Annotated in this window: 18 protein-coding genes and 1 pseudogene; 8 read left to right on the forward strand and 11 right to left on the reverse strand. The window is 33.7% G+C overall.

What is annotated here, in order from left to right:
* Positions 1-174: 174 nt before the first annotated feature.
* The 6 genes from ACN4EE_RS15925 (at position 175) to ACN4EE_RS15950 (ending at position 7,281) form a co-directional block, all read left to right on the forward strand.
* Positions 175-1,044: a sugar phosphate isomerase/epimerase family protein gene (locus ACN4EE_RS15925; RefSeq protein ID WP_431707448.1), complete on the forward strand. Its 870-nt coding sequence runs from the start codon at positions 175-177 to the stop codon at positions 1,042-1,044.
* 184 nt (positions 1,045-1,228) lie between these two features.
* A complete protein-coding gene (locus tag ACN4EE_RS15930; RefSeq protein WP_431707449.1) occupies positions 1,229-2,104 on the forward strand; it encodes an alpha/beta fold hydrolase in 876 nt (291 codons plus the stop codon).
* Positions 2,105-2,228: 124 nt separating this feature from the next.
* Positions 2,229-2,543 (forward strand): nucleotidyltransferase family protein, encoded by a 315-nt coding sequence (locus ACN4EE_RS15935; protein WP_431707450.1) that lies wholly within the window; start codon positions 2,229-2,231, stop codon positions 2,541-2,543.
* Positions 2,527-2,862 carry a HepT-like ribonuclease domain-containing protein gene (locus tag ACN4EE_RS15940; protein ID WP_431707451.1) on the forward strand — a complete coding sequence of 112 codons (336 nt, stop codon included), beginning with the start codon at positions 2,527-2,529 and terminating at the stop codon, positions 2,860-2,862. The genes ACN4EE_RS15935 and ACN4EE_RS15940 overlap by 17 nt, the downstream gene beginning before the upstream one ends.
* 215 nt (positions 2,863-3,077) lie before the next feature.
* Positions 3,078-6,359 carry an alpha-mannosidase gene (locus tag ACN4EE_RS15945; protein ID WP_431707452.1) on the forward strand — a complete coding sequence of 1,094 codons (3,282 nt, stop codon included), beginning with the start codon at positions 3,078-3,080 and terminating at the stop codon, positions 6,357-6,359.
* Between the two features lie 208 nt (positions 6,360-6,567).
* Entirely contained in the window at positions 6,568-7,281 is a 714-nt protein-coding gene (locus tag ACN4EE_RS15950; protein WP_431707453.1) for a WecB/TagA/CpsF family glycosyltransferase, read from the forward strand.
* Positions 7,282-7,361: 80 nt separating this feature from the next.
* Here ACN4EE_RS15950 and ACN4EE_RS15955 read toward each other — a convergent pair whose 3' ends face one another.
* The 10 genes from ACN4EE_RS15955 to map all read right to left on the reverse strand — a co-directional run bounded on the left by ACN4EE_RS15955 (position 7,362) and on the right by map (position 19,662).
* Positions 7,362-9,095 carry a carbamoyltransferase family protein gene (locus ACN4EE_RS15955; RefSeq protein ID WP_431707454.1) on the reverse strand — a complete coding sequence of 578 codons (1,734 nt, stop codon included), beginning with the start codon at positions 9,093-9,095 and terminating at the stop codon, positions 7,362-7,364.
* Between the two features lie 139 nt (positions 9,096-9,234).
* On the reverse strand, positions 9,235-9,780 hold the full coding sequence (gene rfbC / locus ACN4EE_RS15960) for a dTDP-4-dehydrorhamnose 3,5-epimerase (RefSeq protein ID WP_431707455.1): 546 nt from the start codon (positions 9,778-9,780) through the stop codon (positions 9,235-9,237).
* Between the two features lie 350 nt (positions 9,781-10,130).
* Positions 10,131-11,057 carry a class I SAM-dependent methyltransferase gene (locus ACN4EE_RS15965; protein WP_431707456.1) on the reverse strand — a complete coding sequence of 309 codons (927 nt, stop codon included), beginning with the start codon at positions 11,055-11,057 and terminating at the stop codon, positions 10,131-10,133.
* 199 nt (positions 11,058-11,256) lie between these two features.
* Positions 11,257-12,378, reverse strand: coding sequence for a PQQ-dependent sugar dehydrogenase (locus tag ACN4EE_RS15970; protein WP_431707457.1), 1,122 nt, complete (start codon positions 12,376-12,378; stop codon positions 11,257-11,259).
* A gap of 260 nt (positions 12,379-12,638) precedes the next feature.
* Positions 12,639-13,676: a Uma2 family endonuclease gene (locus ACN4EE_RS15975; protein WP_431707458.1), complete on the reverse strand. Its 1,038-nt coding sequence runs from the start codon at positions 13,674-13,676 to the stop codon at positions 12,639-12,641.
* A 188-nt stretch (positions 13,677-13,864) separates the two neighbouring features.
* Positions 13,865-14,959 (reverse strand): pyridoxal-phosphate-dependent aminotransferase family protein, encoded by a 1,095-nt coding sequence (locus ACN4EE_RS15980; protein ID WP_431707459.1) that lies wholly within the window; start codon positions 14,957-14,959, stop codon positions 13,865-13,867.
* 73 nt (positions 14,960-15,032) lie between these two features.
* Positions 15,033-15,989, reverse strand: a complete 957-nt coding sequence (locus tag ACN4EE_RS15985) for an RNA polymerase sigma factor, RpoD/SigA family (protein WP_431707460.1) — start codon at positions 15,987-15,989, stop codon at positions 15,033-15,035.
* Between the two features lie 367 nt (positions 15,990-16,356).
* The gene (ldpA, locus tag ACN4EE_RS15990) at positions 16,357-17,385 is read right to left on the reverse strand and encodes a circadian clock protein LdpA (protein WP_431707461.1); all 1,029 of its coding nucleotides are present in this window, start codon (positions 17,383-17,385) and stop codon (positions 16,357-16,359) included.
* Between the two features lie 120 nt (positions 17,386-17,505).
* Entirely contained in the window at positions 17,506-18,720 is a 1,215-nt protein-coding gene (gene ctpA / locus ACN4EE_RS15995) for a carboxyl-terminal processing protease CtpA (RefSeq protein ID WP_431707462.1), read from the reverse strand.
* A 171-nt stretch (positions 18,721-18,891) separates the two neighbouring features.
* On the reverse strand, positions 18,892-19,662 hold the full coding sequence (gene map, locus ACN4EE_RS16000) for a type I methionyl aminopeptidase (RefSeq protein ID WP_431707463.1): 771 nt from the start codon (positions 19,660-19,662) through the stop codon (positions 18,892-18,894).
* An 820-nt stretch (positions 19,663-20,482) separates the two neighbouring features.
* Here map and ACN4EE_RS16005 point away from each other — a divergent pair.
* Both ACN4EE_RS16005 and ACN4EE_RS16010 read left to right on the forward strand, forming a co-directional pair.
* Complete coding sequence (locus tag ACN4EE_RS16005) at positions 20,483-21,229, forward strand: DUF561 domain-containing protein (RefSeq protein WP_431707464.1); 747 nt, start codon at positions 20,483-20,485, stop codon at positions 21,227-21,229.
* Positions 21,230-21,340: 111 nt separating this feature from the next.
* Positions 21,341-21,607 (forward strand): PepSY domain-containing protein, encoded by a 267-nt coding sequence (locus ACN4EE_RS16010; RefSeq protein WP_431707465.1) that lies wholly within the window; start codon positions 21,341-21,343, stop codon positions 21,605-21,607.
* 75 nt (positions 21,608-21,682) lie between these two features.
* On the opposite strand, the pseudogene ACN4EE_RS16015 reads toward ACN4EE_RS16010, so the two are convergent.
* Positions 21,683-22,074, reverse strand: a pseudogene (locus tag ACN4EE_RS16015) (hypothetical protein); the annotation flags it as partial.

Here is a 22,074-nt window from a genome sequence, read left to right on the forward strand (position 1 = left end):
GGTTGAGGTGGTTAACCTATAGTTATTTTATCACGTCACTGGCGATTCATCCCACACTTGTTTTAATTATTTTTTTTACTCGAAAACAAAGTGTGGGGCTTCTCGCCGTTTAAGCTAAATTCTCAAAAGACGGCTAAAGCCATTACTACAAACCTATTAATAATAATTTTTACCATGATTGAATCTATGTTAATTCGATTTGGTGTTCATACTTTTATCTGGAAAAAAGAATTTTTAGGGCATGAGGAATTTATCTTTTCTCAAGCCAAAGAGTGGGGATTTGATAGTGTCGAGATTGCTACCCATAGTTTTGAGCAGCTCGATCGAAATGTTCTTAAAAGTTATCAAGATAAATACGAATTAGGCTTAACTTTTTGTAGCAGTATGCCTCAAGGATTATCTCTTACCAGTGATAACCCCGAAATTTGGGAAAAATCCGTTAATTATCTGCAAAAAGCCATCGAATTTTGTCAAAAATGCGGTATAACTCAATTATCTGGTCCTTTAATTCATCCAGTAGGTTATCTTAGTGGTAAACCCCTTCAAGATGAGGAAGAAAAACGATTACATCAAGCCTTAAAACAAATCGCTGATACTCTCATCAATACTGACATCAAACTAGCTTTTGAGCCTCTTAACCGCTTTCAAGGTTATGCTTTAAATACTGTCGAGCAAGGATTAAATCTTTTAAGTTCGATCGAATGTCCGAATATGGGGCTATTATTGGACTTATTCCACATGAATATCGAAGAAAAGGACATTATTCAAGCCTTTTTACAAGCAGGAAAAAAATGTTTTCATGTTCATGTTAGCGCCAAAGACAGAGGTACTCCCGGCAGTGATAGTCTTCCTTGGCAAGAGTTATTTAACACCCTGAAAGCTATGGAATATCAAGGTTCGATCGTGATTGAGAGTTTTAACCCTGACGACATCGAATTAGCCACATCCGCTAAAATTTGGCGTAAAATTGCCCCCAGTAGCCAATATATCGCCGAAGAAGGACTAAAATTTTTAAAAAACACCTATCAAACATCTCTATCTTAAATTGACATTGAATGAGAATAATAATAACTAAACATCAAGGTTAATGGAGATTGCTTCGTGCCTCGCAATGACAGAATATAGTTATGATTTATGCAACCTCTAAGATTTGTTGACTAACTTTAAGAATTTAGAGCATTTTCTTTCTTCTCATCACATCATTTTTTTTAATCAAACTCTGTTTATTATGAATCAACCCTATATTGACATAACCCTTCCTTCAGGATTTAATCACACCTACACCAAAGTTAACGATATTACCCTTCACGCCGTTGAAGGAGGTACTGGTAAACCATTAGTATTACTAGGAGGTTGGCCTCAAACTTGTTACGTTTGGCGACTATTATTAGAGCCATTAAGCAAATATTTTCATGTTATTGCTTTAGACTTGAGAGGGCAAGGAGATTCCGATATTCCCGAAAATGGTTATGATTGTGCTACCTCTGCCCAAGAAGTAATTAATTTTATGGCACAAAAACAGATAACCTCATTTTATTTGGTGGGGCATGATGTGGGCGCTTGGGTTGCCTTTAGTATCCTCAAACTTTTTCCTCAACAAATAGAAGGCTTAGGATTAATCGATGCGGCGATACCGGGGTTAGTTAGTAATGACTTTTTCTCTTTGGAAAATGCAGGTAAAGTATGGCAATTCTACTTCCATAAAGTACCAGATTTAGCAGATAGCTTAGTCAAAGGCAAAGAAAAAGAATATCTCAGTTGGTATTTTTCCAATAAATCCAGACGCAAAGAGAATTTATCTGCTGATTCGATCGAATATTATGTAAGTTATTATAGTCGTCCCTATGCCATGAAAGCTGGATTTTTATGGTATGCCAGTTTAGAGGAAAATATTAAAACGAATACCCTCACTCCAGAAACTCGCTTTAGTCAGCCGATTTTTACTATGGGAGGAGAATTTGCCACTAAATCCTTAATTTATAATGGTTTAGCACCCTATGCTGAGAACATTACTAACTATGTGATTGAAGGATGTGGTCATTATATCCCAGAAGAAGCGCCCGAAGACATTATTAAGGCTATTATGAATACTTTTAAATTTTAAAATATAGAACTAATACACTGCCAGTGAACTACCATACACCAACTCCCACAAATAATGTAAAAATTTGATTAAAATATCAATTTTGAGCAACAACTCTAATAGTTAAACATACTTATAACTCTTTATGACTGTATTAATTGAACATAAACAAGATATTTTTAGTAAATTACAAGAAAATAGTCAAACCTTAAAAAGTTACGGAGTAAAACAGTGTGGTTTATTTGGCTCATTTCGGCGAGGAGAAGCTACAGAAAATAGTGATATTGATTTACTGATAGAATTTGAACCAGAATTGAAAACCTTTATGAATTTTATGGATTTATGTTTTTTCCTTGAGGATTTATTTGGGCGCAAAGTCGATGTTTTAACTCCCGAATCTTTAAGCCCTATTTTTGGACATAAAATATTAGCAGAGGTAGAATATGTATCATTGTCCTGATGATTATTTAGGTCATATTTTAATCGAAACTCTTTTCATTATAGAAGTATCTGAAGGAGTGGACAAAGAAAGTTTCTTAGTCAATCCTATTTTAACAAGGGCTTTTTTGCGTAGTTTAGAGATTATTGGAGAAGCAACGAAAAAATTACCTCACGATTTTAGACAACAATATCCTGAGATTCCTTGGAAAAAAATGACAGGAATGCGAGATAAGTTAATTCATGAATATTTTGGCGTAGATTATAACTTAGTTTGGGATGTGATAATTAATGATATTCCCCTCTTGCATCAACAAATTCAAGCCATATTAAATCGATAATATTGTCATTGCGAGGCACGAAGCAATCTTAATTTACATAAACTAGCGTTAAATTGATTTTAAATAAATTTTACCTAAAATTAATGATTCTTTTCGGTTAAAATTTTGCTAATTATGAGTCTTAACACCTTATTTTTTCATATTTTTTTCATCGAACTTAGGTTAATTTAGCTATTAATTCTTCATTTTTAATTCTTAATTCTTAATTCTTCTCTATGGATATTCAAGAAACGATTACTAATCTCAAAAATTTAACAGAATTAGACATTCAAAATAATTGGTATTATCTCGATCGTGTAACGGCACTTCGTGATCGAACCTTAGAAAAACCGCCTTTAATTATAGATGAAAATTGGCAAAAAGCCGTAGTAAATGAGAAAAAATATTTAGTGTGGGAAAAAGGAGAAAAAGAAAGATGGTTTACCCAAAAAATTATTATTCCCCATAGCTTAAATAAAGGTTATTCTTTACAGGATTTAAGTCTAAGAATTGCCTTAACTTGGTGGGCAAAATCTGCCCAAATTTTTATTAATAATGACTTAGTTTGTGAAGGAGATTTATTCGATTCTTCCAGTCGTGTTTTAGTTAGTGAAAAAGTCCAAATAAATGAACAATTTATTATTAGTTTAAGGTTAATTAGCCCTAGCCATGATATTGGTGGTTTAATGGCTTCTAAATGTCTTTATGAAAGTAATTATAATGATATTGATCCCAGTTTTGTCGCTAATGAATTAACTATCTTAGATAAATATATTAACAACTTTTATCTCGATCGAACAGAGTTTTTAGCCACAGAAATTAAGAAAATTAACTGGCATCTTGTTAATAATAATGAGTTATTTAATCGTGAATTAGCTAATCTGAGAAATAATCTTTTACCCCTATCTAACTATATCAAAGAAAGACAATTTTATTTATTAGGTCATGCTCATTTAGATATGGCTTGGTTATGGACTCTGGAGGAAACTTACGAAGTCGCCCAACGGACTTTTAACTCTGTTTTAAATTTACAAAAAAATTATGATTATTTAACTTTTGGACATACCACCGCTTATCTATATCAATGGATAGAAAACCATAAACCCCTATTATTTCAGCAAATTCAACAAGCCGTTAAGAATCATCAATGGGAAATTTTAGGAGGAATGTGGGTTGAGCCTGATGTTAATTTAATAAGTGGAGAATCTTTAATTAGACAATTATTATATGGGCAAAAATATTTTTTAGAAAAGTTTGGTAAATATAATACCGTAGCTTGGTTGCCTGATACCTTTGGTTTTCCTTGGCAGTTACCACAAATTTTACAACAAGCCGAAATTAACTACTTTGTGACGGGAAAATTGCATTGGAATGATACGACAAAATTTCCCTATGGTTGCTTTTGGTGGCAGTCTCCCGATGGTAGTCGCATTTTCTCTATGATGTCTCCCCCCAACGTTGCTGGAGTCATGGATACTAACCCCATTACCATGACGAATTATAGCGTTGATTGGGAAAACCAGACAGGATTAAAAGATATTTTCTGGCTTCCGGGGGTAGGTGATCATGGTGGAGGTCCTACTCGTGATATGCTGGAGGTAGCGAAACGTTATGATAATTCGCCTTTTTTCCCTCAAATTAATTTTACTTCTGCACAACAATATTTAGACAAAATTAGTGCTATTTTTAATAAACATCAACCTAATTACAGGCAGGATGCCTGTTTTACACTAGAAAATCAAGCTAATTACAGGCAAGATGCCTGTTTTACACCAGAAAAATTATCTACATTACCGATATGGAATAATGAACTTTATTTAGAATTACATCGAGGCTGTTATACCACTCACGGTGATCAAAAATATTATAATAGATATGCTGAAAGATTGCTTTATCAAGCGGAATTATTCTCTACTATTGCCCTAATTTTAGCTAAAAAATATACTTCTATTAATCAAGATTGTGTTTATCAAGAAACAACTAATATTATTAAACAAAATTGGCAAAAGGTTTTATTAAATCAATTTCATGATATTTTACCCGGCACTTCTATTAATCCAGTTTTTGAAGAAGCGAATCAACTTTGGCAGGAAGTTATTACACAAACTAAAGATATTTTATACACTTGTTTAAGTTCGATCGAACCTTATATAACCATACCTAATTTTGTGGAAAAAGAAGCTCAAATAATCATTATTTTTAATAGCTTAAATTGGTTAAGAAATGAAGTCATAGAATTAAATCCTGAGAATTATATAGACAGGCAAGATGCCTGTTTTACGGAAAAGATGTTTAATTATCAAATTTTAGATAACAATGGAGAGATAATAAAAACTGAAATTAGTCACGATGGTAAGTTAATCTTTTTTGCTGAAAATATCCCTAGTGTTGGCTATAAGTGTTTTTATCTTCACAAAAAATCTCAGGTTAATAACGATAGTCAAAATCAAGTAAATCAAACTATTTTTGATGATACACAATTTATCTTAGAAAATGAATATATTATCGCAGAAATAGATAAAGAAACGGGCAATATTATCAGCATTTATGACAAAATAAATAAGCAAGAAGTGTTGCAAGGCTTCGGCAATGAATTACAATTATTTGCAGATAAAGGGCAATATTGGGATGCTTGGAATATCGATCCAAATTACGAAAATTATCGATTAAATAACCCTATTTTAACATCTATTCAATGGTTAGAAAAAGGCACTTTAAGACAAATCATAAGGGTAGAAAAAACCTTCAATCGATCGAGCTTTATTCAAGACTATATTTTAAACTTTAATGAATCAATATTAACTATCAAAAATCAAGTTAATTGGCAAGAAGATTATACCCTATTAAAAGTCAATTTTGACTTAAATATTGAAAGTGATTTTGTTACCTATGACATCGCTTGTGGTAATATTGAACGAACCACAAAACCCAAAACCGAAGCCGAAAAAGCACAATGGGAAGTACCAGCACACTATTGGGCTGATTTAAGTAATAATGACTATGGAATTAGTCTCATTAATGATTGTAAATATGGCTATTCTGCTAAACCTAATCAACTATGTTTAACTCTGTTAAGAAGTCCAAAATGGCCTGATGAAAAGTGCGATCGAACCATTTTTGAGCAAAATATACACAAATTTACTTATAGTATATATCCCCATAAAGAAGATTGGAAAAAAGCAAATACTGTCAAAAAAGCCTACGAATTAAACACTCCTTTACAGCTATTAATTGCTGAAAATAAACCTTCAAATTTATCGGTTTTACCGAATCAAGGAGAATTGTTAAACTTAGGAGAAAACAACCTTATTTTAATGGCATTAAAACCCCTAGAAAATGACAACAATAAAATTTTAATACGAGGTTATGAATCTCACGGATTATCAACAATATTAGAATTAAAAGGCTTATTAAATTTAAAGTTAAACACTAGAGTTAATTTACTAGAAAATCCAATTAATAATCAAACAAAACAAGTCCAACCTTATCAAATTTTTAGCTATATTTTAGAAGAATAAACAAAGATTTACAGTGAAACTTTGTGATAACAAGATAATATCAGTAATCTGAATTAATATCCTTAACCTTGTTTATCTTAACTATAAAAATAATTACTTTAAATACCCTTAAAAAATAGTTATAATAAATTGACATCAATAAAATAAAATAAAAAATTATCTAAATTAACAATTTTAATTGAACAGAATAAATATTTAATATTTTTTTATGAAAATTTCCTCTATTTTTGATTTACCCGTACATTTAACCGATAATTACCACGATTGGCTTATTAATCGTATTGACAATAATGAGTTTACTCATGTAGTTACGATGAACTCAGAAATGGCAATGATGGCACAAAAAAACGATGATTTAAACAAGGCTATCAAAAAAGCGGATTTAGTTGTGCCTGATGGCTCTGGGGTGATATTCTATTTAAAACGCAGAGGGCAAAAACAACAAAGGATTGCAGGAATAGAGTTATCCGCCTCCCTCGTGGAAACTCTTGGTAAACGGGGTAAAGATTATCCTATCTGTTTTTATGGAGGCGCACCCGGAGTTACAGAAAAAGCAACTCAAGTTTGGCGTGAAAAATTACCTAATGCCAATATTCTCTACAATCATGGCTATCTTTCTGAATCAGAAATGAAAATATGGTGCGACTCGATCGAGCAAACACAACCTAAACTAATATTAGTAGGATTAGGAGTGCCAAGACAAGAATTATGGATTCAAAATCATCGCTATCTGGCGCCTAATGCTGTATGGATTGGGGTTGGGGGAAGTTTTGATGTGTGGGGTGGAGTCAAAGAAAGAGCGCCTAAGTTTTTCTGTGATAATCATTTAGAGTGGCTATATAGATTATATCAAGAGCCTCATCGCTGGAAAAGAATGTTAGCCCTTCCCCATTTTTTCTTTAAAGCAATCTTGTTTAAGTAGGGATTGACGAAAAAGTATTTTGATAAGGAGAGCATTTCGAGCGTAATAATAACGCAATATTTAGTGTTTGAGCGAATAGTCTATTGGTTTCTCGTGATAAAATAGTTACCCAAAACTAATATATCCATCTTAGTACGCAAGAAACACTCGATCGCTTCTTCTGGTTTATGAACTATGGGTTCATTTTCATTCAAAGAAGTATTTAACACTAATGGTACACCAGTTCGATCGGCAAAGGTTTTAATCAAATCCCAATATAGAGGATTCGTTTTATGAGATACACTTTGTAATCTTCCAGTTCCGTCCACATGAGTAACCGCAGGAATTATATCCCGTTTTTCTGGACGAACTTTAAACACTTTTTCCATGAAGGGTACAGGAGCATCAATTTCAAAAAATTCTCCTACATATTCTTCTAAAATACTAGGGGCAAAAGGTCTAAATTTTTCTCTAAATTTAATTTTTAAATTGATAATATCTCGCATATCACTGCGACGGGGATCAGCTAAAATTGACCTATTTCCTAATGCTCTAGCTCCAAATTCCATTTTGCCCTGAAACCAGCCTATAACCTTCCCTTCACAAAGTGCGTCCACCACTTGATTTAAAAGATTTACTCGATCGAATTGTTCAATATTTAAGTCATAGTTTTTTAATGCCAATAAACAATCTTCATCACTAAATTCTGCACCCCAATAACCATGTTCGAGAACAAAATTTCGGGGTTGTTTTAACATTTGATTCCACACAAAAAAACCAGCACCAAAACAAGTACCATTGTCTGCTGCACCCACAGGAATATAGACATTTTTAAAGGGTGTATGTTGAGTAATTTTACCATTAGCAACAGAGTTCATGGCTACTCCTCCTGTTAAACATAAATTATCACTCTTATATCGATCGTGTAAACGGTTAAGAAGATGGAAAATGATTTCTTCCGTTACAGCTTGAACAGAAGCGGCTATATTTTGATGTTTTTGGGTTAATTCTTCTTTAGGTTGACGGGATTTCCCTAATAATTTTTCTAATTCTTCACTGTGAAACGGTTGTACGTTAGGTGAACCATGTTCCCAATTCATGGCGATTCCCTTTTGATGGTGATTGAAATAATCTAGGTTTAATTCAAAACCGTCATTTTTGGGATAGATGATTTTTCTAAAAGCCTCTAAATATTCAGGTTGCCCATAGGGTGCTAACCCCATGACTTTATACTCATCTCCATAAGAGGGAAAACCTAAGTAAAGAGTAATGGCATTGTAAAGGTATCCTATAGAATGGGGGTAATGAATACGAGAAAAATATTGTAGTTGATTTCCCTCTCCTGCCGCCATTAGAGTACTCACAAAATCTCCCATACCATCGATCGAAAGTATTGCGGCTTGTTCAAAGGGTGAAACAAAAAAAGAACTAGCTAAATGGGTAGAATGATGCTCCAAGTTATGGATTTGTGCTTTAATCTCAGAGGAATCACAGTTTAAGGCTTCAGCGATTTTTTCTGGAATAGTCGAAGATTTCGTTTGTTTACTTAATCGCTCTAAAAGAGAATTTAAGGAAGGACGATTTTTGAGAGTAAATAAGAGTTTTTTATTAAGATTGGCTTTTGAATTATAAGAAATTGCAATATGGTCTAAGTCTTGGGGTTGAATGTTAGCATAGGTTAGGCAGTATTTTATCGATTGACTAGGAAATCCAGCCCAATGTTTAATACGGGTAAAACGCTCTTCTTCTACGGCGACAATTAACTTGCCATTGTGAATCAGACTAGCGGAAGCATCGCCATGATAGGCATTAATTCCTAATATATATGTGTTCATAAATTATTAATTAAGCAAATTTATTTTTTATTTCAAGAATATTTTATTATCAGGGAATATTGCCAATATCATATCTCAAAAAAAAGATTGAAGATTCTTTTACATTGCCTTTTGTCTCACAATGACACAATATTGTTAATTAATCAAAAATTTCAGCGTCTTTAAGGAAGGGGGCATTTTGATCTTTTTCTGATAATATGGGGCTTGTTTTTGAGTTCCAATTAATATTAATATCTGGATCATTCCAACGAATCGCTCGATCGAACTCTTTGTTATAATAGTTATTAGTTTTATATAAAACATCCGCCGTTTCTGACAAGACTAAAAAACCATGAGCAAAGCCTTCAGGTATTAATAATTGTTGCTTATTTTCGGCACTTAAAATCACTCCTACCCATTGTCCAAAAGTTGGGGATGATTTGCGAATGTCCACCCCAATATCTAAGATTTCTCCTGCTATAACTCTGACTAATTTTGCTTGAGGTTGTTTAATTTGATAGTGTAATCCTCTTAATACATTTTGACTTGATCGAGAGTGATTATCCTGTACAAAATTAATATTTAATCCCGTCTTTTCTTGAAAAGATTTACCGTTAAAACTCTCGAAGAAAAAACCTCGATCGTCGGAAAAAACTTGTGGTTCAATAATTAAAATATCAGGTATTTTTGTAGGTGTAACTTTCATTTTTTTGTTGAATAAGAGAGATAAATAAAATTAATAAACTAGATTATGTAGGGTGGGCATTGCCCACCAAAACGCTATAATCTTATGATGATGGATAGTGCATTCTTCAAAAGAAAAATAACATTTGCGAGAATTTAGGTAACAGATTGATTTATTCAATTACAAAAGCAATATTTTTAGCAATAAATGATGAGAAATTCAAGACTTATAGATTTGTTATTAAGCAAATAAAAGAGATTGCTTCGTGCCTCGCAATGACAAAATTAAATAGAGTAAATTACAATGACAAAAAAAACAGAATAAATTGCAATGACAAAACAAATTATAGCAATAAAAAAAGAGGATAAATTTTAACCTAATTTTTGAGCAATAATAGCACGATGACGAGGACTAATGGAAACAATTTTTGGGGTAGAAAATCCACATTTAGTGAATACAGAATCCATATCTAAACTAAAATATTGATCTAAATAAGGTTCAGTACTTTTTAATAAAGTAAACACATAACGAGGCATTTTTTTATAGTTTTCTGATTGGGGATTCATGTCCATTATGGCAAAAAAACCACCTTTTTTAAGTAATTTATAGCTATGGGAAATGATATTTTCAGCCGCAGATTGAGGCAATTCATGGAAGATTAAAAAGGCGGAAATTAAATCTAAAGATTCGTGAGGTAAATTGTTATATTCTCCTGCTTGGTGAAGCCAATTAATGGATTTTCCTTTCAGTTTCGCTTGATGTTGCGCAACGGCTAAAAAGTAGGGGGATAAATCTAACCCCGAAATATTACTATCAGGATAAGTTTCTTGTAAAGCAAATGTACTTAAACCTACTCCGCAACCGATGTCTAAAATATTTTCTGGGGGGGAGGGAATTTGGGTTTTCAAAAATTCATGATAGTTGTTTCTCAAGGTTCGATCGCCGTCTTGTTGAGGAGTTTTCGAGAAAATGGTAGAATGGACGCTATAGGCGGCAGACTCTAATTCCCAAGCGGCTTCCCAACTCATATTCCCTTTTTCGTAGGCATGAAAGGAGGTTAAATAGTAGGGAGGATATTTGATGTTAGGGTTTTCTATGGCTTTGATTTCTTCGCGCCAATCCTGATTTTGCAGATTTTGCACATTTTCTTCCCAGTTTACCCCTATCAAATGCGCTCGTTTAATAATCATTTTTCGGGCTTGGGTTTTAGCAAATTCGGCTAGGGGTTTTATATTCAGTAGCCCGTTGATTAATTTTGTGCTTAAATTCTTGGTAGGTTCGATCGAGGTTGATGTCATAATCTAATTTTATCTCCAGTAGTCCAATATTTATTCTCAAGGAAAAATGATGAATAATCAATATATCCTTATCAATTGTTAAAGAAATATAAGTAAATAGGCAAATGAATTGTATATTTAGGTTGTAAATTCGATCCTAATTATGATTTTACCACCGTAGAACAGGCATCTTGCCTGTTATTCTCCTAAATGTCTAAGACTAATCTTTTAAACTTGCCCAATACTGTATGCGATAAATAACCCCGTTGGCTTCTTCGGTAAATAAAAGACTACCATCGGGCATAACTAATAATTCCACAGGTCGTCCCCAAGTGGAAGGGATAGAGGCATCGGTTAAAAAACCTGTTAAGAAATCTTCATAATAACCTTTGGGTTTGCCTTCTTCATCGAAAGGAATAAAGACTAATTTATAGCCTGTGCCTTCACTACGATTCCATGACCCCCTAAAAGCTACAAACGCACCATGACGATATTTTTCAGGAAAGGTGTCACCATCATAAAATTGTAATCCTAATGGGGCAGAATGAGATTCAATGAGTACATCAGGAATAATCGTTTTACTTACTAATTCAGGCTCAATACTTTTTCCATTGACAACATGATTGGGATCGAGTAGATTAGGTGATAAATAACTGTAAGGCCAACCATAAAAACCTCCTTCTATGACACTGGTAAAGTAATCTGGCACTAAATCATCTCCTAAACCATCCCTTTCATTGACGGTGGTATATAATTTTTTGGTGATGGGGTGAAAATCTAAACCGACGGAATTACGCAATCCAAAGGCGAAAGTTTGTTGATTCTTGCCGTCAAAATCCATAGTTTGAATGGACGCACGAGGTAATTCTTCTATATCTGCATTGGAACGAGAGCCGATCGAAACGTATAATTTATTTTCTAGGGGTGAGACTACCACATTTCTTGTCCAATGTTGATTATATCCGCCCCCCGGTAAAGAAGCGATTTGGATACCTTCACCCTGTAACTTAGTATCTCCTTTTTTGTAATCATAGCGTCTCACGGCATCGTGGTTTCCCAAAAAGAAATAATTTTCTGTAAAAGCCATGCCAAAGGGAATATTTAAGCCATTACTAGCATCGGCGAATACTGAAGTTCGATCGATCGCACCATCATTATTGGTATCCTGTAAGAGAGTAATGCGATTATCCCTTGTTTCTGTCACCAAAACATCACCATCGGGAGTTAAAGCCAACCAACGGGGATTATTTAAACCTTCTGCATATACATTAACAGTAAAGCCTTTGGGTACATTAAAAATTCTGGGATTCGGAATCGGTAAAATTTTCGGGGGTTGTGTCATATATAATTTTTATTTATCTGTAAAGGATACCTAAAATTACAACATAACCGATTTTGTACCTTTTAACTATTAAATTTTGTTGTTTAATGTTGATTAAACTAAAATACAATCTGCCTGTCTTCCTGTCTTGCAAGTCAACCCTCACCTATTTTTATATCGAACTCAGGTGAAAATAGGGAAGAATTTTAGTGATTTCATGTTTAATTTCGATCGAACCTCCTATTTTCTTAGGAAAAATATGTATTTTTATCAAATTTTAACTATTGATTAATAATGTCATTCATGGTTAAGTTTAATTGGGGAAAAATGTTCGATCGAATTAGCTCATTTTCATGGAAAGATTGTACCTCATATTTACCATTAATTAACTGATAAATAAGCATAGTAGGTACTTGAGGAGAATCCATATAATTGACAGAAAAAACTCCTAAATAATCAACAATCCAATACTCTTTTATGGCTAAATTTTGATATTCTTCTAACTTTTGAATATAGTCATCTTGCCAATGATGAGAGACTATTTCTACTACTAATTCCAAAGGTTGAATAATGACATCATATTTGGTCATATTATCAATCCAAATTGATTCTTTGACTACGCTAACATGAGGTATTCTCGCTCTTTCTTTCCCTTTTTTATTAATGGTACGAATGATAACATCTTTATCCACGATATAGGGTAGTTTTAAACGTTTAATTTCATCGTGAAAAGTAAACATCAAAAAACGACTAATATTTTTATGTAATAAAACTTGTTTAATTTCGACTAATTCACCATCGATAAATTCAAATATTCCCTCTTTTTGTGGATATTGTTGTAAATAATCAGCAAAGGTTAATAAATCGACTTTTTTTCTTTTATATTCTTGGATTTTATTGTCTAAATATTTAATAATTTGACTTAAATTTTCTTCGGCAATTTTACTATATTTTGATAAGTTTTCAGTTCGATCGAGCTGATTATTGATACCCCGTATATAAAAAGAAATAGCATCAAAAACTTTGACTAATAAAGAAATTAATTTCTGCTCACAATTAACCTGATAAGTTTGAATATTGACTAAAATATTTTCAAGGCTATAAAGTATAATAGTTAAATCTTCATAGGGCAATAAATTGACATTATCTTTTAATAAATAAACACTATAAAATATCTGCCTTATAATTATCATTTGTTCAGACAAAGAGGCAGATTCTAAGGAAAATAATTGTTTTTCTATACTTGTTAGGGTATCAATATTATTTTCTACTAAATCATTATTATCTGACGGTAATTCTTCTTGATAATTCATAGTCATTTTTTGTTTTTCTATTGTCAATACCCAAAAAGAAAAGGGCTGAAGCCCTTATTAATATATACTATCAAAAAACTATTGATTGCTTCGTTACCTCGCAATGACAAAACAATTACCAATTTTTCTAAAATAAGGATTGCTTCGCCTCGCAGTGACATTTAAGATAGAAGTTATTTTAGCTTCTTCGATTCTTAACCCAAAATAGCTAAGGTTTCTTTTAAGGAAGCTAAGGCGCTTAAAACATCTCTTTCGGAAACAAAACCTAAATGTCCCATACGGAAGATTTTACCGCTAAGATGATCCTGTCCACCTGCTAAAATAATGTCATATTTTTTGCGCATGGTCGATCGAATTGCTTCCGCATCATGCTTGTCTGGAATAACTGCAGTGATAGCCAAAGCAGCCGCTTCGTCACTGGCGTATAAAGGTAAACCTAAAGCCTTAACTCCGTCACGACAGATTTGAGTGAGGCGTTTGTGTCTAGCGAAAATATTTTCTAAACCTTCCTCTTTCATCATCTGCAAGGATGCTTGTAAAGCATACATCAAATTAATAGCAGGGGTAAAAGGTGAACTATTTTTGCCATTAGCCTTCTTGTAAGGTAATAAATCTAAGTAAAATTTAGGTAAATCAGAGGTTTTGTGAGCTTCCCATGCTTTGTCACTCACGGCAACAAAACCTAAACCGGGGGGAATCATATAACCCTTTTGTGAACCAGATGCTACCACATCTAAGCCCCATTCGTCAATAGGTACATTTACTGCCCCTAAACTGGTGACAGCATCCACAATAATCAAGGCTTCACCGTGCGCTTTAACGTGTTTGTTGATGGTTTCTAAGTCATTTAAAACCCCTGTAGAAGTTTCAGAATGGGTGATAATAACCGCTTTAATTTTTTTCTCGGTATCCGCTTCTAATTTTTCCCTAAAGTCTTCGGGATTAAGTTGTTTACCCCATTCGGCGGTAATTTCTTCCACATCTAAACCGAAGGCACGACTCAAAATAGCCCATCTTTCGCCAAATTTACCATTATTTCCCACTAAAACTCGATCGCCTTTACTTAAAAAGTTAATGATACCAGCTTCCATTGCGCCTGTACCAGAAGAGCATAAAGTGAGTACTTCATTTTTAGTTTGATGTAACCACTTCAAATTTTCGTTTAACTCACCAATAATGTTGCTAAAATCACCGCTACGATGCCCAATGGGGTGTTTCGCCATAGCTAATAATACTCTTTCGGGTACAGGTGTAGGACCTGGAATCATTAACATTAACTTATCTTGCATATTTTTTTAATCCTTTTGATACAGTAAATAGTTGATAGTGAATAATTGTTAATTGTTAATTGTTAATTGTTAATTAACTGGCGATATATTCCTCGATTACCTCTTTACGTTTGCGTAATTTAGTTAAGGCTTCCCTCTCGATTTGTCTAACTCTCTCACGGGAAATGTTGAGAATTTCACCAATTTTGGAGAGGGTTAGGGGTTTACCATCATCTAAACCATAGCGTAATCTAATTACATCTTGTTGTTGTTGAGTTAACTCCGACATCATGCGGTTTAAGTCAAATTGGAGACAGGAATAGTCAGTATAATCATCGGGAGATTGTCCGGGGTCTTCTAATAACTCTCCTAATTCTGTATCATTATTATCTCCTACTTTGAGGTCTAAAGAAAGAGGTTTACGCGCTTTACCTAAATATTCTCTTACTTGATCAGGTGTTAATTCTAGCGCTTCTGATAACTCTGCGATCGTAGCGGGGCGCCCTTTTTCTTCCGATAGCTTTCTTTGAGTTTGACGAATTTTATTTAATTTTTCAGTAATATGCAGGGGTAAACGGATTGCACGACTTTTCTCAGCAATCGCTCTGGTAATGGCTTGACGTATCCACCAATAGGCATAAGTAGAGAAACGATAACCTTTAGTGGGATCGAATTTTTCAACACCTCTTTGCATTCCGATCGTACCTTCTTGAATCAAGTCTAGCAGATCGAGGTCACGCTTAAGATATTTTTTGGCGATCGAAACTACAAGACGTAAATTCGCCTCTACCATTTTGCGCTTGGCTTTTTCTCCTTGACTGATTTTTATATCTAAATTTTTTTCGCTAATTTTTGCGGATTCCGCCCACTCTTTTTTAGAAGGCTCTTTTCCCAGTTTTTTTTTCAATGCTTCTCGCTTTTTTTCGAGGGCAACTAAGTCTTGAATTTGTTTAGATAAAATTATCTCGTCTTCTTGAGAGAGCAAAGGAATACGTCCAATTTCTTTTAAATAAACACGAATAGTGTCAACATTCTTAGGTAAGGGTTGCATAATTGAATATAAATTTATCGCAGATTAGTTAATAATATATAGAGAAGTAAAATTATACAGAATAATGTGTATTGGTCAACAAATTTTCGCACTTTTATTAATAAAAATACTCTTATTGTTGAAAATCAACCTTGTCTAACTCGGATTAGTTACGGCATAATAGGAAAGTTGACCTTTTATCATCATAGACCATAGATTTAAGTTTTGTAAAACTTTTTTTTTGACTTCGATGTCGATACCTGATTTAATAGAGATTCTGGCTAAAATAATAAATGTGTTCTATTATACTGTTGAGAATTGAGAATTGAGAATTGAGAATTGATAATTGATAATTAAGAATTAAAAACTATTCACTATTCACTATTCACTATTTAAGCGGTGATATTAATGTAAAGGCTTGGCTTACTCCTTGCCATAACAATTCGGGGTAGTCTTCTATCTGATTATTAGTAGAAATTTCTTCTAATTTTTGTAAAATCTCACTGATGATTTTTCTTGCTTTACTACCATAAGCAATGCCAGAGACAACGGGGGGAAGCATATTTAAGGCTTTTAATTTCTCTACGGTATATTCATTTGTGCCTCCTGCCAGTTGAATAAATCCTGTTAAGTTTGTTTGTTTCATTTTTTGAGCGTATTTGATGGTTAAATGAGTCGTTCCGCTACCAATGTCACCACTCATAGGTCTTCCGTCCGTTTGCCAAATAAGAGGAATATTGACGGGGTGAATGTATTGATAAATTTCGGTTAAATATTCGGTGACGGTATCGGTATAAGGGCAACTAATGGCGATTAATTGCAGTTGATTAAGACGGGGTTTTACCATATCCCAAACACGAATAAAATTGTCTAAATGCCCTTGTTGAGTATGGATTTCGATCGAATTAATTGGTAAAATATCTAACCATTGTAAGACTTCTTGGGGACTAATAATAGTGGATTTTGTTTCAATGATATTTATAGGACAAATAGGCAAACATCTTCCGCAACCATAGCATAATTCTTCTATGACTCCTTGATGTAAGTTGTTAAATTTAATGGCTTCGGCAGGGCAAATTTTTTCACAAGGACGAGGACAATCGATCGAACATAGGTTAGGATTAAAATAGGCTTTACGAAAATGTGGATCTTCACCATCATTAATACTAACCATCAATAAAGGCTTACTATGGGGATTATAGCCCTTTTTGATGGCGTTCGATCGATAATTTTGAGCAATTTTGATACCTTCTAAGGCACTATGAATCACAGCCTTATCGGCGGCGACATCAATGCAATCTGCACCTGCTAGGGTATAAATAAGGGCAAGATTACGGATAGAGGGTAAATGTTGATAACTTGCACCACAAATCAACTTAAACCATCTACTTTGTTGTAATGATTCTAAAGGTGTCATATGGAGAATGAAGAATGAAGAATGAAGAATGAAGAATGAAGAATGGAGAATGAAGAATGGAGAATGGAAAATGCAGAATGAAAAATGCAGAATGAAGAATATAGAATGCAGAATTAACAATTATTCATTATTCATTAAATAAGCAAGGGCGCTTTGATACTGTAAATCTTTTTCTGTACCAATTTCAAAATAACTAATCGGCTCTTGGGTTACAATTCGATCGGGTGTAATGCCCAATTTATTTATATCCTTATGGCTAGGAGTCTCGTATTTTGCCACAGTCACAGCCATTCCCGCACCTTCTGGTAATTCAAACAGGGATTGAATTAAGCCTTTGCCGAAGGTTTTTTCTCCGATTAAAACCGCTCGATGATTGTCTTGTAACGCTCCTGCAAGAATTTCACTAGCACTAGCTGAACCTTGATTCACAAGTAATACTAAAGGTTTGTCAGTAATAGCATCTCCGTCAGCATCATAACTTCCTAAAGTGCCTTGACGATTAACAGTATAAACGATCGTACTAGGTTGTAGCCATAAACGAGCGATTTCCACTCCTGCTTGTAATAATCCGCCGGGGTTGTTTCTCAAATCGAGAATATAGCCTTTCACTCCTTGTTTTTCTAAATCGACTATAGCATGGGCTAAATCTTGGGTGGCATTGGCACTAAATTGATTCAACCGCAAATAACCGATAGGATACTTAGGATTAGATTTATCTAAGTTATAGTTTACTGAACTAAGGGACAGTCGATCGCGCTTTAACTCATAGATTTTTATTTTATTGGTATCTTTGGGTTGAATTTCGAGGGTGACAGTAGTACCAATTTCACCTCTAATTTTATTGGCGGCTTCGTCTAAGGTTAAAGTTTGAGCATCAATACCATCAATAGTTATAATTATATCTTTCGGTTGGATACCCGCTAATTCGGCGGGAGAACTTGGTAAAGGTGTTACAACTTCTAATTGATTATTTTCGGGATTAATGCTAATTTGTAAACCGATGCCTGATAATTCTCCAGAGGTGCTAATTTGTAAATTATGATAATTGTTAGGAGGTAATAAACGGGTATAAGGGTCTTCTAAAAGTGCTAACATTTCTCGAATAGCAGTATAAGCCTCTTCTCGATTATGTAAAGGTTTTTTGAGAACTTCTTGACGAATTTTCCACCAGTTATGATTATTGAATGTTTTATCCACATAAGCCTCGTTGACTAAACGCCACGATTGCAAAACTATTTTTTCTTCTTCTGTATAGGCGTTGGCATGGGGAATGTAAAGAAAATTAGTACAAAAAATAAGTATAATGATAGCGATATTTAAACAGATTTTTTTCATCGGGATAATTAAAATTAATGGAGAAGGTGGAATGATTTAGGTAATATATCATAAACAGCAAAGAAATAAATTTCATTGCTCATAGCACAAGTCTGCTAAAGCGACTATAAGAATTGAGAATTTAAAACTCATAAATTTTAACTATCTTCTCGTCTTCTCATCTTCTAAAGGCTAAGAATGTTTCGTTAAAATCTCCACTCCACCTTGAGTAATGGCGATGGTATGTTCAAATTGTGCTGATAATTGTCTATCCTTAGTTAATGCTGTCCATCCATCCTCTAATACATCAGCTTCCCATGTTCCTATATTTATCATAGGTTCGATCGTAAATACCATACCCGGACGCAATTTTTTTCCTGTACCCTTTTTGCCAAAATGAGGCACTTGGGGAGGAGTATGGAAGGTGCGCCCAATACCATGCCCGACAAAATTTCTGACAACGGAATAACCAAAACTTTCGGCATATTCTTGAATTGCCGCCCCAATATCCCCAATTCTACCTCCAGCGCGCACGGCATTAATGCCTCTATATAAACATTCTTCCGTCACTTCTACCAATTTTTGTGCTTCTGGGGAGGGTGTGCCAACAAAAAAAGTTTTAGAAGTATCCCCATGATAACCGTCCACAATAGGAGTAACATCAATATTAATAATATCTCCATCCTTTAAAATCTGATTTTTATTGGGGATGCCATGACAAATTACTTCATTGACGCTAGTACAAATGGACGCTGGAAATGGTGGACTGCCGTAACCTAAAGGGGCGCTTTTTGCACCTCTTGCTTTTGTCCATTTTTCGGCGGCTTGATTTAATTCATAGGTACTAATACCGGGTGTTACCATTTTACCTAAATGTTCTAATAATTCGGCGGCAACTTTCCCCGCCTGACGCATTTTTTCGATTTCCCTAGCGGATAAAAGTACTATATTTTCGTTACCCATTGTGATTTAATTTAAAATTTTCTATATCAATAATACTTTTATTATTTTAATCTACTTGTGCTAATAATGAATAGATGAGATTGTAGTAGGAGTTAAAGCTCTAAAATATTTATTTATGGTTCATTATGTCTGATTAAATACCTTAATTCCTCCTGCTAATACCATCATTTTTAAGGTATCATTTTTTATTATTTGATAGGCTTGGCTCGATCGAACTCCAGAGGTATAATTAAAAACTATAGTAGGATTTTGTATTGAAGAATTATTAATTATTTGAACTAATTTAACTTTGCCTAAATCTAATTTTATTTCGTCTATAGGAATTTAAAAACTATTTTTTATATGATTTTTTTGATATTCTTCAACACTTCTGACCTCAATTAAAATAATCTTATTTGCTTGGGTTTTTAACTCCTCTACTGTTATCATTGGCATTAAAAAACTATATGATATAAGTTTCTAAATTCATGCCTTTTATTAAGGCAATAATAATACTGACAAAGGTAAAAATTAAAGATAAAATTAATAAAATAAAAAATATTTGTTTTACTTGATCTAAAACAATCTGTAGCTTTTTCAAGGGATTAATAATATGAAAAATCATCTTTTTAGAAATGGATAAATAAATTTAATATACTATTACTCTTCCCTTTTCTTTTTTCCCTCTTTCCTTTTAAAATAATAAATTCTCATAACTGATAACTGACTGCTATATATTAAACTCCTTAGGGTATTTTCATCTTTATTAAAAATTTAATGGGGATTCGATCGAACTTTTGATATAATAAAAAGTTTAAACGTTACAACGATTAAGTAGATTATGATTAACAACGCAAAATTAGCTCAAGCCTTCGCTACAAAAAAAGCCCTCAAAGTCATTAGCGGATTAAATAATTTTGATGTCGAAAACGTCAGCGCCGTATGTCAGTCAGCAGAAATAGGCGGTGCAACCTTTGTGGATATTGCCGCCGATGTAAATTTAATTAAAACCGTCAAACAATTAATTAATATTCCCGTATGTGTTTCGGCTGTTTCGGCACAATTATTAGCTGAAGCGGTGGAAGCGGGGGCAGATTTAGTGGAAATTGGTAACTTCGACAGTTTCTATAGTCAAGGTATCACTTTTTCCGCCGAAGACGTTTTAAACTTAACCCGTGAAACCCGTGCTTTATTACCTAACGTGACTCTTTCTGTCACTGTACCTCATATTTTAGCCCTAGATGAACAAGTAGAATTAGCCCAAGCCCTTGAGGAAGTAGGTGCAGATATTATTCAAACCGAAGGAGGCACAAGCTCCAATCCTAATCATAGTGGTATCTTAGGGTTAATCGAAAAAGCATCCCCCACTCTCGCCGCCGCCTATGCTATTTCTCGTGCCGTAGAAATTCCTGTGATGTGTGCTTCTGGTTTATCTGATGTTACCGCTCCTATGGCTATCGCATCTGGAGCTAGTGGTATTGGTGTAGGCTCTGCAATTAACAAATTAAATGATCGAGTAGCGATGATTGCAGTAGTGCGTAGTTTAGTGGAAGCGTTAAATTCTGGTGTTGCCTTAACCGTAAAATAGAAAAATTGAGAATGAAGAATTAAGAATGAAGAATTAAAAAATAAAAGGGAACTAATATTAAAATTAATCGTCAAAGATTATTAAAGTATTATTGTTTTTAATGATAAATCTATGAAAAAAACTGTTCTGGCGTTATGTTTATTAACAGGGATTTCGATCGTACCTTCAGCTTTAGCAGACGATAAACCCCCTCGTAATGCCAAACCCTTGTCGGAAATTATTAGAAGTGTGGAAAACAAAGGTTATTCTCCCATTGTCGATGTGGATTATGACGATGACGATGGTTGGGAAATAAAAGCCTATCGCAATAATGAAAAACGAGAATTGAAAGTTAATCCCATATCAGGTGACATTATTTCTGATAAAAAAGATGATTAAAAATCCATTTATAGGGTAATAATGGAAGTTCGATCGTCAAAAGCGGTGCTGTTCGATCGAGCTATAAAATTAGTATTAACGGTTAATTAAATCCTCAAATTCTTCCAGAGATTTAACACTAATTGTAGAAATAAGTAACTGTTTTAAGAAAGCTAAATTATCGATATTTTTTAGAGAATCTTCTATACTTTTAGGAACTGAGTTAAAGCGTAATTTCAGCAAATCAAGGATATTTTCTTGACAATTTTCTTTAGCTCCTTTTTGTTCACCTCTTGCTAAAGCACGTTTTTCAATATTAGTTAATAAAGGCATTTTTCTTTCCTCCTGATATTGTGTTAATTTATCTTCAAATTTTAGTTGTAAATCTTCTGATAATGTCATCATTAAATCAATGACTTTGTATAAATCGGCTATTTCTTTTCTGTTATAACCTTTTTCGTAAAGTAAACGGGATAGATTCCATTTCC

Source organism: Geminocystis sp. CENA526 (assembly GCF_050753365.1).
Taxonomy (GTDB): Bacteria; Cyanobacteriota; Cyanobacteriia; order Cyanobacteriales; family Cyanobacteriaceae; genus Geminocystis.

Coding starts and splice junctions, on each gene's coding strand:
- ACN4EE_RS15925 (WP_431707448.1), top strand. CDS start 175: ATGATTGAATCTATGTTAATTCGATTTGGTGTTCATACTTTTATCTGG.
- ACN4EE_RS15930 (WP_431707449.1), top strand. CDS start 1,229: ATGAATCAACCCTATATTGACATAACCCTTCCTTCAGGATTTAATCAC.
- ACN4EE_RS15935 (WP_431707450.1), top strand. CDS start 2,229: ATGACTGTATTAATTGAACATAAACAAGATATTTTTAGTAAATTACAA.
- ACN4EE_RS15940 (WP_431707451.1), top strand. CDS start 2,527: ATGTATCATTGTCCTGATGATTATTTAGGTCATATTTTAATCGAAACT.
- ACN4EE_RS15945 (WP_431707452.1), top strand. CDS start 3,078: ATGGATATTCAAGAAACGATTACTAATCTCAAAAATTTAACAGAATTA.
- ACN4EE_RS15950 (WP_431707453.1), top strand. CDS start 6,568: ATGAAAATTTCCTCTATTTTTGATTTACCCGTACATTTAACCGATAAT.
- ACN4EE_RS15955 (WP_431707454.1), bottom strand. CDS start 9,095: ATGAACACATATATATTAGGAATTAATGCCTATCATGGCGATGCTTCC.
- rfbC (WP_431707455.1), bottom strand. CDS start 9,780: ATGAAAGTTACACCTACAAAAATACCTGATATTTTAATTATTGAACCA.
- ACN4EE_RS15965 (WP_431707456.1), bottom strand. CDS start 11,057: ATGACATCAACCTCGATCGAACCTACCAAGAATTTAAGCACAAAATTA.
- ACN4EE_RS15970 (WP_431707457.1), bottom strand. CDS start 12,378: ATGACACAACCCCCGAAAATTTTACCGATTCCGAATCCCAGAATTTTT.
- ACN4EE_RS15975 (WP_431707458.1), bottom strand. CDS start 13,676: ATGACTATGAATTATCAAGAAGAATTACCGTCAGATAATAATGATTTA.
- ACN4EE_RS15980 (WP_431707459.1), bottom strand. CDS start 14,959: ATGCAAGATAAGTTAATGTTAATGATTCCAGGTCCTACACCTGTACCC.
- ACN4EE_RS15985 (WP_431707460.1), bottom strand. CDS start 15,989: ATGCAACCCTTACCTAAGAATGTTGACACTATTCGTGTTTATTTAAAA.
- ldpA (WP_431707461.1), bottom strand. CDS start 17,385: ATGACACCTTTAGAATCATTACAACAAAGTAGATGGTTTAAGTTGATT.
- ctpA (WP_431707462.1), bottom strand. CDS start 18,720: ATGAAAAAAATCTGTTTAAATATCGCTATCATTATACTTATTTTTTGT.
- map (WP_431707463.1), bottom strand. CDS start 19,662: ATGGGTAACGAAAATATAGTACTTTTATCCGCTAGGGAAATCGAAAAA.
- ACN4EE_RS16005 (WP_431707464.1), top strand. CDS start 20,483: ATGATTAACAACGCAAAATTAGCTCAAGCCTTCGCTACAAAAAAAGCC.
- ACN4EE_RS16010 (WP_431707465.1), top strand. CDS start 21,341: ATGAAAAAAACTGTTCTGGCGTTATGTTTATTAACAGGGATTTCGATC.